Below are 12812 nucleotides of genomic sequence, written 5' to 3' on the forward strand. Positions count from 1 at the left end.
ATTCTGGTTATGAAAATAAAATCTGCCGAGTTCGTTGTAAGTAATTCTGAAGTTTCAAAATGCCCTGACAGCAAACTTCCGGAATATGCCTTTATTGGCCGAAGTAATGTGGGAAAATCCTCCCTCATAAACATGCTTACCGAAAGGAAGAATTTAGCAAAGACTTCAGGTCGCCCGGGAAAAACCCAGCTTATTAATCATTTCCTGATCAATCAAAGCTGGCATTTGGTCGATCTTCCGGGATATGGATATGCACGGGTATCAAAATCTGCCAAGAAAACTTTTCAGAAATTCATTACCGCTTACTTTGAAAAGAGGGAGCAAATGATCTGCGCGTTTGTTTTGATCGACAGCCGCCATAAACCTCAGCCTATAGACCTTGAGTTCATGCAGTGGTTGGGAGAGCACCAGGTTCCGTTCTGCATCATTTTCACAAAGGCAGATAAAATGAAACCGAAGGCATTGGAGAGAAATATCAATGATTACCAGGCAGAAATGTTACAAACCTGGACTGAAATGCCACAGTATTTTATTTCTTCCTCTTCTAACGGGATGGGAAGGGATGAGATCCTCGATTATATAGACAGTATTAATGAGCAATTCGCTCAATAAAAAAAGGCGGGAAAATTTCCCGCCTTTTTTATGATCTACTTTTTCTTCAGGTCCATTTTATCTGCGAAATACTCGCAAAAATCTTTCATGGTATCTCTCATTTTGTCATCCTGAGTAGCCCTGTAAAAAGTGTCGCTCATGGTAACCAGCGTTTGATGAAAGAACATTTTCATATCATCCAGCGGCATATCTTTGGTCCACAGGTCTATCTTTAAAGTCTCTTTTTGTTGAGCATCCCACATGGAAAGCATCATAGCCTTGGCTTCCTGGTTTTCCACTCCCCCGTCTTCTGCACTCCATTTCAACTCTTCAGGAACACGATTGTCATCCAGGGTCACATTGATGTTGATATTTGATTTTTTAGCCATTACTTACTTGGTTTATAATTTGAATTTTTAAAAAGGGTTTCCGCATCGGTCTTCATCATTTCCTGTACAGAAACTTCATTACGTTCCATATATTGTCTTACGATCTGCCAGCCTATATATTGCCCAAGTCTGTCCGGAGCCTCATTATCAAGTTCCAGGTAGAACTTTGAAAAAGGAGCCGGAAACAGGAATCGGGGGCCTAATTGGGTATCTGTTGAATATAGCAATTCTTTTTCAACAAAATACCGCCAGATCTGATCTTCATTCGCTTTCGCCCATTTTATCTCTTCAGAAGAATATCCCATTTTTTGAGCGTCTGAATTAAACGGAATAAGAATATCCTTTAGATAAAGAATCTTTCCGAAGTAGATCATATTATTTAAGAAGGTCCTTGAATTCGGACTTTCCAATTTTGTTTCAGCGAAAGCTCCTGCCACATCCGAAATAATTTGGTCTTTCCGGAAGTTCTTCCTTATGAAATCCTGCACTCCTATATACAGCGGATTTTCAGGCCCCAAATAGGTGTCCAGGGAAATTAACAAGATTTCATCGGTCCACACTATCTTATTTCTGTAATCCACATCTGAAGTTAAGGTCACAACCTTCGGAAGGGAAGCATCGGGGAAATAATAAGCGATGTGTTGATAAAGCCTTTCCAGGCCTTCTTTCGTATCTTCCAGTTCTGGAAATTCTGCAGACACAGCCTCGTTTAATTCCAACTGTATGGTATCATTCATTTTTTGCACCCAGACAGAATCAGGGAATTGCTTCGGAAATAAATAGGAAAAATCTGCTTTTAGGGTCGGCAAACTGTCGGCAGTTGCATGAGCAAACCGTTGATCAAAACGTTCCATCTCTACCTCCACCGGGATCTTTGAGATCTCTTCCTCTCTTTTATCTTCCTCAGAACATCCCAAAGTCAATAAAAAAAGGCAGCAAACAATAATTTTTCTTAGCATTAACTCAAATTATGAAGGGTTTAACGAAGGAGGCTTTAAATAATCAGACTGAAAGTCTATTTTTGTTAACAAAGATATTATTTCCAGCTTAAAAAGCCCAACTTATGCAAACCGAAAAAGTCAGAGCTCACATCGTGAACTGGTTAAAAGATTATGTGACAAATTCCAGAACGAAAGGCTTTGTTGTAGGTGTTAGTGGCGGAGTGGATTCTGCAGTAGTTTCCACACTTTGCGCCCAAACCGGCTTACCTACTCTATGTGTTGAAATGCCAATCCACCAATCACAAGATCAGGTTGCCAGGGCCCAGAAACATATAAAAGCCCTAAAAAAGACACATGCTAACGTAACCGATATACAAGTAGATCTCACTCAGGTATTTGAACAATTTAGAAGTGCAGTTCCACATGTAAAAGAAGACAGCCCTACACTTCACCTTTCACTAGCTAATACCAGAGCCAGGTTTCGCATGTCTACCCTTTATTATTTTGCCGGGATGCACAATTTTCTTGTGGCAGGCACAGGGAACAAAGTCGAGGATTTTGGCGTGGGGTTCTATACAAAATATGGAGATGGAGGTGTTGACCTTAGCCCGATTGCCGATCTTATGAAGAGTGAGGTTTACAACCTGGCAAGAGAAATGGATGTTATAGACGAGATCGTTCAGGCTGCCCCAACAGACGGCTTATTTGGCGACAGTCGAAGTGATGAAGACCAGATTGGAGCATCCTATGATGAACTGGAATGGGCAATGAAACAAGTTGAAAAAGGAAAAACAGAAGAGGACTTTGAAGGCCGTGACAAAGAGGTTTTCAGGATCTACACCAGCAGGCACAAGGCGAACAAACATAAAATGGTTCCTATTCCTGTTTGCGAGATTCCTCTTCATCTAAAATAACGGTACTTTATCGAATAAATTGGTGGGTGAAAAAATAAGGGTTTAACTTAGATTGACCTCCAGTTTATTCTTTTGATACTAATAATCAGAATTTTACAAGACTAACACAATGTAACTTTTGTGCTAAAATTCAAACAATGACAAAAATTCTAATTGCAGACCACCACCCTATTACCAGAATGGGAATTTCTTCACTACTGGAGAAAGAAGGGATTTATGAGGTTGTAGGAAAAGTGACGAATGGAAAAGATCTTTTCAAATCATTGAGGGCAAAAAGTCCGGATGTATTGATTATGGAGATTGACCTTCCTGAAATAAATGGAATTACCGCTTTACGAACTATAAAATCTGAACACCCGGGAACAAAGATCCTTATCTTGAGTTGCCATCCTGAAGAAATGTATGCCCTGAACGCCATTAAGGCTGGAGCAGCAGCTTATCTTTCTAAAACAGCATCTACAGACACTTTACGTGACGCTGTTCACCAGGTAGCTCGTGGGGGAATTTATCTTAATAAAGAGATAAGCGATAAGATCAATACCGGTTCTTCCAGGTCTAATAACCTCGTATCGCGTTACAAAAAGCTTTCTACCAGAGAAATTGAAGTTCTTAACCTGCTTTCTACCGGGAAAAGAAACAAAGATATCGCTGAAGCTCTTGATATCAATGAGAAGACGGTTAGCACCTATAAAACACGCCTTCTTAAAAAACTTAGGGTAGACAACCTGGCAGACCTAATTAATCAAAGTCGCTTACTGCAACTTAGGTCTACATAACCCGGTTAAGCTTATTTGAAAGTACTTTTTTAAGAGTCAGGTAATCCATGATATCCTGAAGGATTTCTTGTGAATCTTCAGGACTGGCTTCTTTTACCTGGTTATTAAGCTCGTTGATCTTTTGGTTGACCAGGTAGCGCCTTAGAGAAAGAATGGTTTCACTTACCAGCCTGGCAATACCTTCTTTTTTCTGCTTGACAAAGATCTCCATTCGTTCCCAATCGTGTAGAACATACTGCTCCTCTTCCATGAGAATATTGGTCACTTCGGAAGCGTTTTCCACCGGCATCTCATTGATGAAGGTTTCTAAAGAGAATTTTTCATTCTCTGTATATTTGCTGATCACCTGTTGATATATCTTCTGAAAGTTCTCATTTGCAAAAGCAACTTCGTCCTCCTGAAGATCCAAAAATACCTTTTCATACACCTTTGCACGCTGCATTTCCGGTTCCAGCTCCATCTCCCCCTTATCGTCCACTTTAAGAACAAGGTCTTCAAAATCTTCTTCTACAGAACCATATAGCAACAACAAGCTTATAATGGTCTTCTCCAGAACATAGAGTTCATTTACCCTCTTTTTAGGAGTCTCCTCATCTCTTACAACTTCAAAAGATTTGTTTTTTTGCGGAGCCTGTTTAGAGGTTTTTCCACCTCCAGAAAGCTGCGCCAGGGTTCTGAAGATCACATCTTCAGAAATATCCATGATCCTGGATGTTTCCTGAACATAAACCTCCTGCTGAATGGAATCTGGTATCTTGGAGATACTGCTTACCATGTCACGAATAAGGGAGGCTTTCTTAACAGGATCATTCTGGGCTTCCTCCATGAGAAGGGAAGCCTTATAATTTATAAAGTCCTTGGAATTATCCTTCAGATACTGCCTGATCTCTTCTTCAGTATTCTTTTTAGCGAAACTATCCGGATCTTCTCCTTCCGGAAACGCGCAAACCTTCACGTTCATGCCCTGTTCCAGGATAAGGTCCACTCCTCGCATAGAAGCCCTTTGCCCGGCCGCATCGCTGTCAAACAGCACCGTAATATTTTTGGTCAACCTGTTGATCAACCTAATTTGTTCAGGTGTCAATGCCGTTCCCGAAGAAGAAACCACATTCTCGATCCCCGACTGGTTGAACTGGATCACATCTGTATAACCTTCCACAAGGAAACAATTGTCTTCCTTGGCTATGGCCTGTTTGGCATGATAAATTCCGTAAAGGACCTTACTTTTATGATAGATCTCACTTTCAGGGCTGTTCAGGTATTTGGCCGCTTTCTTGTCATTGGTAAGTATCCTTCCTCCGAAACCCAACACCCTTCCGGACATGGACTGGATAGGGAACATTACCCTTCCCTTAAAACGGTCGAACTGTTTTTCACCTTTTACAATGGTGAGTCCGGTCTTTTCAAGATAATCGAGTTTATATCCTTTACGAATGGCTTCCGAAGTGAAAGCATCCCATTCATCCAGGCAATAACCTAATCCGAATTTTTCGATGGTCTCATCTGTAAAGCCTCTTTCTTTAAAATAGCTTAACCCGATGGCCTTCCCCAGCTCTGTCTTTAAAAGGTTATTCTGAAAGTATTTCGCGGCAAATTCAGAGACCAGGTACATGCTCTCACGCTCATCTGCCTGCTCCTTCTGCTCCTGACTCTGCTCGGTTTCCTCTACCTCGATATTGTATTTTTTAGCCAGGTATTTTATGGCTTCAGGATAGGTGAAATGTTCATGCTCCATCAAAAAAGCAACCACATTCCCGCCCTTTCCGCTGGAAAAATCCTTCCAGATCTGTTTTACCGGCGAGACCATAAAACTGGGCGTGCGCTCATCACTAAAAGGACTTAAACCTTTGTAGTTACTACCCGATTTTTTAAGATTTACGAAATCACCCAACACTTCCTCTACTCGGGAAGCTTCAAAAACTCGGTCTATGGTACTTTTTGAGATCAAAATTAAGTCTGCGGAAATTTTTTCAAATGTAAGTATATAAAATAAAAGAAAAAGGCTTCCAACATAGGAAACCTTTCTTATAACTAATTCAAATTAAACTGCTAATTCATATCAAATCGTAAACCCACAGATATATTTCGAAGTTCTGGATTTGGATCTTTAAAAATTGGATTGAGGTCATACTTCACATACAGGGCGGTTGCCCCCCAACCCAGGTATCCGCTTAATCCATAAACAAAATCATTGGTATTGAAATCATTTTTCAATTTCCGCTTCACCTTTTCACCATCTTCCTCATACTTTAGCTTCTGGCGCTCCCCAATGTTGAATCCGGCAAAACCACCAAGTCCTACTTTGAGTTTTTTACGAGTTGAATACCAAACGCTCCTTTCAGACTCGATCTTAGTAGATGGTCCGAATTCAAAATGAAACGGGAATACCAGATTATCCACTCTAAACTTCGATTTATCAAGCTCCAGCGGGTACACTTCCAACTCGGTAAGATCGCCGTTCTCGACAAAATACCTGTTATCGGTTGGTTTTAATCCGTTAAACTGGAAAGAGAAACCATACCGCACTCTCAGCCAGTTGGAGTTCTCAAAAACCCGTGTTCTCCAGGCCACTCCCAGTTCAAAGAACCGGCTTCCTCCCACTTTAAAATCAGAGTCATTCAAGCCCTGCCCTTCTAAAAGGGCATTATTGAACCCTACTGCCATTACCAGGTGCGTACTGGTCCGGCTGTATCTGTATTTATGGAACCACCTGTCATGATCTTCATCCATCTCTTCCTCGTCCCAGCCCATGTCGTCATTTTCCCTCTTCAAAAGCGCGATTTGGTTGTCAATGATCCCAACACGGTTTCGAATGTTCAAAGCATGTTTCTTTGCAGCTTCACTTTTCAGTTCTTCGGCTTCCTCCCAATCGATCTCTTTATTTTCAAGGCGGGCATTGATCTTTTCCACTTCTCGCTTCAGGGCTTCTTTTTCTTCGGAAATGATCTCCTCTTTTTGCTTTTCAAGCTGTTTGATCTTTTCGGAAGTATCCTGCTCTTGGGCACTTACCGGGTTAACCGTAAATCCTATTAGCAGGAGCGTCAAATAAAAAGTAACTTTTTTCATGATAAATTGTTTTTAGAACATCCCGGCCCCTCCCGAAAGAGGAGTTGAATGCATTTTGATGATTGATGATATATTAATTTCGATTTGCCACGGCAGTCTTCGCTTTTGAATAACCGTCTTTTAGCACTTCAAAAACTTTCTGCCTGAAATTCAATTCCAACTCATGTTCAACCTCATTAAGAAGCTCCCCGGCAGACACGGTTTGCACCTCATAAGCCGGATCGTTTTCAATCTCTGAACTGGCCACCAGCAATAAGGCTTCCACTTCAGAATCGATGGAATATTGAGAAGAAGCGTCCATAAAGCTAGCTTCTTCATCTGCAGAAACAACGGGAACTTCAATTTTCACATCCTGTAATTCAGTTACTGAAGCTATTCTTTCAGAAGGTTTTATGAAAGATTCCTGGATGTTAGATTTCATTTTCTTCGGATGCTCATCCTTTTCATTATTTTTGACAAGAGCCGAAGTTTCGGTTAGTGATTTCGTAAGTTCTTTTTGAGTTTCTTCAGAAGCATTCTCTTTTAGAATTGTAGGCTTCTGAGAATCTACCACTTCGGGAGTTATTTCTACCGGGGAGTTAAATAGCGTTCCCAGCATAAAGAATACTACTGCAACGGCGGCTACTAAAGTTACCCACCAGATCTTCGACCGGGATGGTTCCTCCCGGTGATTCAGTCGTCCCTGGAGTTTTTCCCAGCTGCCTTCAGAAGGTTTGATCTCCCTCTTTTGCAACTGCTCTTTAATATGTTCTTCAAATTTTACCGGTTCCATAACCTGTATTTTCTTGTTTTAATTTTTCCTGCAACATCTTCCTGGCTTTAAAAAGCTGGGATTTTGAAGTCCCTTCAGAAATGTTGAGCATCTGGGATATTTCTGAATGTTTATACCCGTCAACGCAATACATCAAAAAGACCATTTTATACCCTTCAGGAAGGCTGTCGATCATGCTCTGTATGTGAGCCACGTTCAAATCCGAAGTTATAGAATCAACACTTTCAGTATCTTCAAGATCTTCTTGCGTGAATTCAATCTTTTTAAGTGTTCTCAAAAATGAGATCGACTCGCGTATCATGATCCTACGCATCCAGCCTTCAAAGCTCCCTTCATTTTTAAAATCGCATAAATGAGTGAATACCTTGAAAAAGCCATTTAGCATCACTTCTTCGGCATGATGAAGGTCCTTTACATATTGCCGGCAAATACTAAGCATCTTCCCTGAATGCCGCTCAAAGATCTTCTGCTGTGCTTCCCGGTTGCCCCTGGCTGCACGCTTAATGATTTGAGATTGGTTATTAAAGAGTTGAATTACTTTCACCCGCAATAATTTAGATGGTCTTCTATTTACATAGACGACTTTAAATTACAAAAGGTTGCCTGACTTCAATTTCTTTTTGAAAAAAATATTGAAAAGCTATGGAAAGTGGACAGACGTTGGTGGACGGTGGACGGTAAACGGAGAACTGAAAAATTGGAACCGAATTCTATTTCTTTCTTTCTATCACGTAATTCACCATTAAGATCAGTGAATCTTTGAAAGGGGATTCGGGATAATCCTCGAGCAATTCAAGCGCCCGCTGCTGAAAATCTTTCATTTTTGCGACCGCATATTCCAAACCTCCTTGATCTTTCACAAAAGCGATCACTTCGTTGACCCTTTTCTTGTCCTTGTTGTGGTTTTTCACAGAGTTGATCACCCAGGCTTTCTCCTTGTCAGATACTTTGTTCAGGACATAGATCAACGGCAGGGTCATTTTTTGTTCCTTGATATCGATCCCGGTAGGTTTACCGATACTTTCATTTCCGTAATCGAAAAGGTCATCCTTGATCTGGAAAGCCATCCCGATCAACTCTCCAAAAAGTCTCATTTTCTCAACTTCTTTAGAATCAGGGCGAACAGATGCAGCACCAAGACTACAACAGGCTGCAATAAGGGTAGCAGTTTTTTGCCTGATGATCTCGTAATAAACTTCTTCGGTGATATCAAGGCGGCGGGCTTTTTCAATCTGTAATAGCTCTCCTTCGCTCATTTCGCGAACAGCCACTGAGATGATCTTCAAAAGATCAAAATCATTGTTATCAATTGAAAGAAGCAAGCCTTTTGACAGAAGGTAATCCCCTACCAATACTGCGATCTTATTCTTCCAAAGGGCATTGATGGAGAAGAAGCCACGACGGCGGTTGGAATCATCCACCACGTCATCGTGAACCAGTGTAGCCGTATGAATAAGCTCAATTACTGAAGCTCCTCGATACGTACGCTCGTTCACTTTTCCATCAGATACCATTTTAGCAACAAGAAAAACGAACATAGGCCGCATCTGCTTCCCTTTTCGGTTAACGATAAAATGCGTGATTCGGTTTAAGAGAGCAACCTGTGAAGACATGGATTGCGTGAACTTCTTTTCAAAAAGTTCCATCTCTTGCTCTACCGGAAGTTTTATTTTCGAGATTATCTTCATTCGGGGAGCTAAGATAGTTAAATCATGTGGGATTTAACAGTTCACTTTTCCTGAAAATAAGGGCTATGATTTATTGGCCAATTGTCCGCAGGCTGCATCGATATCCTTACCACGAGAGCGGCGTACGGTAACGGTTATTCCGTTTCGCTCCAACTCTCTCACATACAAATCTGTAGTTTCTGCAGGCGCTTGTTTGAAATGATCATCTCCAATTGGATTGTATTCAATCAAATTGACCTTACACGGCACATATTTAGCGAATCTCACAAGGGCTTCAACATCCTTTCTGCGATCATTAATGCCTTTCCAAACCACATATTCATACGTGATACGACTTTTGGTCTTAGCATACCAGTATTCTAAAGCTTCCCGAAGATCTTCTAATGGGAAGGTCGCGTTAAATGGCATTATGGAAGTTCTTACTTCGTCAATGGCTGAATGCAGAGAGACGGCAAGTTTGAATTTCACCTCCTCATCGGCCATCCTTTTTATCATTTTAGGCACCCCCGACGTGGAAACAGTAATTCGCTTCGGAGACATTCCCAGTCCCTCCTTGGAAGTGATCTTTTCAATGGCTTTCAAAACATTGTTGTAGTTCATGAGGGGCTCACCCATTCCCATGAATACAATATTTGAAAGTGGTTTATCAAAATACAGACGGCTTTCATTATCAATAGCCACGACCTGGTCATAGATCTCATCAGGATTCAGATTACGCATACGCTTCAGCTTCGCGGTAGCGCAAAACTTACAATCCAGACTGCATCCTACCTGCGAGGAAACACATGCGGTAGTACGCTTAGGTGTTGGAATTAAAACCGATTCCACAGTAAGATCATCATGCAGTTTTACCGCATTCTTGATTGTTCCGTCACTACTACGTTGCATCTGATCGACCCGGATATGGTTGATCACAAAATTATCATCCAGCATTTGACGGGTCTCTTTTGAAATATTGGTCATATCCTCAAAAGAATGCGCTCCTTTTCCCCATAACCATTCATAAACCTGAGTTCCACGGAAGGATTTATCCCCGTTTTTCACGAAGAATTCCTGAAGTTGCTCTTTAGTTAATGCCCGTATGTCTTTCTTTCCGTTTTTCACGCTGCAAAAGTAGTAAAGTAAATCTGATCTAAAATAGAAGTATTAAATAGTTTTTTGAAAATCAATCGGTTAAGTGACTTTCAAAAATTTAGCCACGAATCCATAAATAGATTATTTACGGCCCCGTGGCTAAAAAAAAGTATAATCTGTTCAATTACAGGATCAACATTGCATCCCCGTAAGTATAGAACTTGTATTTCTCTTTAACAGCTTCGGCATACGCCTTCTTCATGAAATCATGTCCTGCAAATGCAGAAACCATCATCAATAAAGTAGATTTTGGAGTATGGAAGTTAGTGATCATACAGTTCGCTATACTGAAATCGTAAGGAGGAAAGATGAATTTGTTCGTCCATCCGCTGAATTCATTCAAGGTTTTATTTGAAGAAACAGAACTTTCAAGAGACCTCATCACGGTGGTACCTACGGCACACACTTTTCTCTTTTCAGAGATTGCTTTATTGATCGTATCAACAGCCGGCTTTTCAATAAAGGCTTCTTCACTGTCCATTTTATGCTTGGAAAGGTCTTCCACCTCAACAGGGCTAAAAGTTCCCAATCCTACGTGAAGTGTCACTTCAGCGAAATCAATTCCTTTGATCTCCAGTCTCTTCAAAAGGTGTTTTGAAAAGTGAAGTCCGGCAGTAGGTGCTGCTACAGCGCCTTCCTGCTTTGCATAGATGGTTTGGTATCTCTCCTGATCTTCAGGCTGAACCTCTCTTTTTATATACTTCGGAAGCGGAGTTTCCCCAAGCTCAGTAAGCTTGTTTCTGAATTCTTCGTAAGAACCATCATAAAGGAAACGCAATGTTCTTCCTCTTGAAGTCGTGTTATCGATCACTTCGGCCACCAAACTTTCGTCATCTCCAAAGTAAAGTTTGTTACCGATTCTTATTTTTCTGGCAGGATCGACCAGTACATCCCATAAACGGGTTTCGGCATTTAATTCTCTCAACAAGAACACTTCGATACGAGCACCTGTCTTTTCCTTATTTCCGAAGAGACGGGCAGGAAAAACCTTGGTATTGTTCAACACCATCACATCATGCGGTTCAAAATAATCGATAAGGTCTTTGAATTGCTTATGCTCAATAGTTTGATCTTTCCGGTTCAACACCATTAAACGAGCTTCGTCGCGGTGTTCTGATGGATATTCAGCCAACAGTTCTGGCGGAAGATCAAAGTTGAAGTGTGATAATTTCATTCCCATATGTAAGATAAATTTTAAGAGCTGCAAATATACAACCTGGAGATAGGGGTTGTCAAGTAATTACAGCTTTATTTAAAAAAACTATTAATCCACGCAGGTTTTAGCGCTTAAATATTAGAAGATTTTCAGCCTTTTGAAATATTTATTACAGAAAAGCCCAGGTTTTCGAGATCATTCCAGAACCCCGGAAATGATTTCGATACCACTTCTGCTTCTTCTATTTCCAAAGGTACTTTTAAAGCCAGTGGAGCAAAAGCAAGCGCCATGCGGTGGTCTTTATAAGTCGCAATTTTTATACCAGCTTTGAGATTTTCAACTGGTATCAAATGAAGAGAATCTGCGGTAATATCAACTTGTCCTCCCAGTTTTTCTATTTCTGTCTTAAGGGCCTGCAATCGGTCAGTTTCCTTGATCCTTAAGGTATGCAAACCGGTAAGGTCACATTTTATCCCCAACCCTAGACAGGTAACCGCTATAGTCTGGGCAAGATCTGGCGAATTGGAAAGATCGAGTACCAGGTTACGAGGTCTTTTAAAATCACATTTTTTGAGGTGAAGTATGTCATTCTCATAAATGGTCTGCACTCCCAACTGCTTGTAGATCCCGGCAACCACCTGGTCGCCCTGATAACTATCTTCCTTATAACTACTAATGGTGACGGTGGCCTCTTCACTCAAAGCAACCAGACTGTAGAAATAAGAAGCCGAACTCCAGTCAGATTCTATCAGGACCTCTTTCTGCGGAATATTTCCGGCAGGCTCAATAACGATCCTGTCATTTTCAAAGCTGCCATTAATACCACAATCTGAAAGAAACCTCAAGGTCATTTCAATATAAGGCACCGAAGTCACCTTCCCGTCAAGATTGATCTGAAGGCCATGTGGTAAAGATGGAGCGATCAACATCAAGGCAGAAATATACTGACTGCTGATATTGGACTGAACCGTAACTTCGCTTTTCTGAAGTTTTTGTCCGACTATTTTTAGCGGTGGAAAACCTTCATTTTTCAAATACTGAATGTCAGCTCCCAACTGTCTTAAAGCCTCTACCAGGATCTTCACAGGGCGTTCCTGCATACGCTCACTTCCGGTAAGTACCACTTCCCTACCTTCTTTGGTGGCGAAATATGCCGTAAGAAAACGCATAGCCGTACCCGCGTGATGAATGTCAATGACCTCTTCCTTTGAAGCCAGCGCACTTTGTAGTACCCTGGTATCATCACTATTGGAAAGATTAGCCAGCTTTATCTGCGGAAAAAGCGCCTGCAAGATCAGCAGCCGATTAGATTCACTTTTGGAGCCGGTAACCTTAACTGCTCCTGAAAAAGCTTCCGAAGAAAAAGACAGTTGAACGTTCATGAA

At 41.1% G+C, this 12812-nt stretch carries 13 protein-coding genes; 3 read left to right on the forward strand and 10 right to left on the reverse strand.

Going from position 1 to position 12812, the window contains the following annotated elements; translation table 11 throughout:
* Positions 1-9: 9 nt before the first annotated feature.
* Positions 10-612: a ribosome biogenesis GTP-binding protein YihA/YsxC gene (gene yihA / locus ACFQ1G_RS06630; protein WP_380737800.1), complete on the forward strand. Its 603-nt coding sequence runs from the start codon at positions 10-12 to the stop codon at positions 610-612.
* Positions 613-647: 35 nt separating this feature from the next.
* Here the strand turns inward: yihA and gldC are convergent, their stop codons facing one another.
* Both gldC and gldB read right to left on the reverse strand, forming a co-directional pair.
* Positions 648-980, reverse strand: coding sequence for a gliding motility protein GldC (gene gldC / locus ACFQ1G_RS06635; RefSeq protein ID WP_380737802.1), 333 nt, complete (start codon positions 978-980; stop codon positions 648-650).
* On the reverse strand, positions 980-1939 hold the full coding sequence (gene gldB, locus ACFQ1G_RS06640) for a gliding motility lipoprotein GldB (protein WP_380737804.1): 960 nt from the start codon (positions 1937-1939) through the stop codon (positions 980-982). Before gldB ends, gldC begins: the two co-directional genes overlap by 1 nt.
* 104 nt (positions 1940-2043) lie before the next feature.
* On the opposite strand from gldB, the gene nadE reads away from it, so the two are divergent.
* Both nadE and ACFQ1G_RS06650 read left to right on the forward strand, forming a co-directional pair.
* On the forward strand, positions 2044-2835 hold the full coding sequence (gene nadE / locus ACFQ1G_RS06645) for an NAD(+) synthase (RefSeq protein WP_380737806.1): 792 nt from the start codon (positions 2044-2046) through the stop codon (positions 2833-2835).
* A gap of 137 nt (positions 2836-2972) precedes the next feature.
* On the forward strand, positions 2973-3611 hold the full coding sequence (locus tag ACFQ1G_RS06650; RefSeq protein ID WP_380737808.1) for a response regulator transcription factor: 639 nt from the start codon (positions 2973-2975) through the stop codon (positions 3609-3611).
* On the opposite strand, the gene dnaG is transcribed toward ACFQ1G_RS06650, so the two are convergent.
* From dnaG to ACFQ1G_RS06690, 8 genes are all read right to left on the reverse strand, one after another.
* Positions 3604-5559, reverse strand: coding sequence for a DNA primase (gene dnaG, locus ACFQ1G_RS06655; protein ID WP_380737809.1), 1956 nt, complete (start codon positions 5557-5559; stop codon positions 3604-3606). The two genes, ACFQ1G_RS06650 and dnaG, sit on opposite strands and share 8 nt — an antisense overlap.
* A gap of 101 nt (positions 5560-5660) precedes the next feature.
* The gene (locus ACFQ1G_RS06660) at positions 5661-6677 is read right to left on the reverse strand and encodes a hypothetical protein (protein ID WP_380737811.1); all 1017 of its coding nucleotides are present in this window, start codon (positions 6675-6677) and stop codon (positions 5661-5663) included.
* Between the two features lie 73 nt (positions 6678-6750).
* A complete protein-coding gene (locus tag ACFQ1G_RS06665; protein WP_380737813.1) occupies positions 6751-7449 on the reverse strand; it encodes a hypothetical protein in 699 nt (232 codons plus the stop codon).
* Positions 7430-7993, reverse strand: a complete 564-nt coding sequence (locus tag ACFQ1G_RS06670; RefSeq protein WP_380737815.1) for an RNA polymerase sigma factor — start codon at positions 7991-7993, stop codon at positions 7430-7432. The genes ACFQ1G_RS06665 and ACFQ1G_RS06670 overlap by 20 nt, the downstream gene beginning before the upstream one ends.
* Positions 7994-8159: 166 nt before the next feature.
* Positions 8160-9137: a polyprenyl synthetase family protein gene (locus tag ACFQ1G_RS06675; RefSeq protein ID WP_380737817.1), complete on the reverse strand. Its 978-nt coding sequence runs from the start codon at positions 9135-9137 to the stop codon at positions 8160-8162.
* Between the two features lie 63 nt (positions 9138-9200).
* Positions 9201-10241, reverse strand: coding sequence for a 23S rRNA (adenine(2503)-C(2))-methyltransferase RlmN (gene rlmN / locus ACFQ1G_RS06680; RefSeq protein ID WP_380737819.1), 1041 nt, complete (start codon positions 10239-10241; stop codon positions 9201-9203).
* A gap of 154 nt (positions 10242-10395) precedes the next feature.
* Positions 10396-11445, reverse strand: coding sequence for a tRNA preQ1(34) S-adenosylmethionine ribosyltransferase-isomerase QueA (queA, locus tag ACFQ1G_RS06685; RefSeq protein ID WP_380738476.1), 1050 nt, complete (start codon positions 11443-11445; stop codon positions 10396-10398).
* Between the two features lie 131 nt (positions 11446-11576).
* Positions 11577-12809, reverse strand: a complete 1233-nt coding sequence (locus tag ACFQ1G_RS06690) for a 3-phosphoshikimate 1-carboxyvinyltransferase (protein ID WP_380737821.1) — start codon at positions 12807-12809, stop codon at positions 11577-11579.
* Positions 12810-12812: the final 3 nt, after the last annotated feature.

It is taken from the genome of Salinimicrobium gaetbulicola (assembly GCF_042676025.1).
Classification (GTDB): Bacteria; Bacteroidota; Bacteroidia; order Flavobacteriales; family Flavobacteriaceae; genus Salinimicrobium; species Salinimicrobium gaetbulicola.

Excerpts from the sequence above, each read along its gene's own strand:
- yihA (WP_380737800.1), top strand. The coding sequence starts at position 10 with ATGAAAATAAAATCTGCCGAGTTCGTTGTAAGTAATTCTGAAGTTTCA.
- gldC (WP_380737802.1), bottom strand. The coding sequence starts at position 980 with ATGGCTAAAAAATCAAATATCAACATCAATGTGACCCTGGATGACAAT.
- gldB (WP_380737804.1), bottom strand. The coding sequence starts at position 1,939 with ATGCTAAGAAAAATTATTGTTTGCTGCCTTTTTTTATTGACTTTGGGA.
- nadE (WP_380737806.1), top strand. The coding sequence starts at position 2,044 with ATGCAAACCGAAAAAGTCAGAGCTCACATCGTGAACTGGTTAAAAGAT.
- ACFQ1G_RS06650 (WP_380737808.1), top strand. The coding sequence starts at position 2,973 with ATGACAAAAATTCTAATTGCAGACCACCACCCTATTACCAGAATGGGA.
- ACFQ1G_RS06660 (WP_380737811.1), bottom strand. The coding sequence starts at position 6,677 with ATGAAAAAAGTTACTTTTTATTTGACGCTCCTGCTAATAGGATTTACG.
- ACFQ1G_RS06665 (WP_380737813.1), bottom strand. The coding sequence starts at position 7,449 with ATGGAACCGGTAAAATTTGAAGAACATATTAAAGAGCAGTTGCAAAAG.
- ACFQ1G_RS06675 (WP_380737817.1), bottom strand. The coding sequence starts at position 9,137 with ATGAAGATAATCTCGAAAATAAAACTTCCGGTAGAGCAAGAGATGGAA.
- queA (WP_380738476.1), bottom strand. The coding sequence starts at position 11,445 with ATGAAATTATCACACTTCAACTTTGATCTTCCGCCAGAACTGTTGGCT.
- ACFQ1G_RS06690 (WP_380737821.1), bottom strand. The coding sequence starts at position 12,809 with ATGAACGTTCAACTGTCTTTTTCTTCGGAAGCTTTTTCAGGAGCAGTT.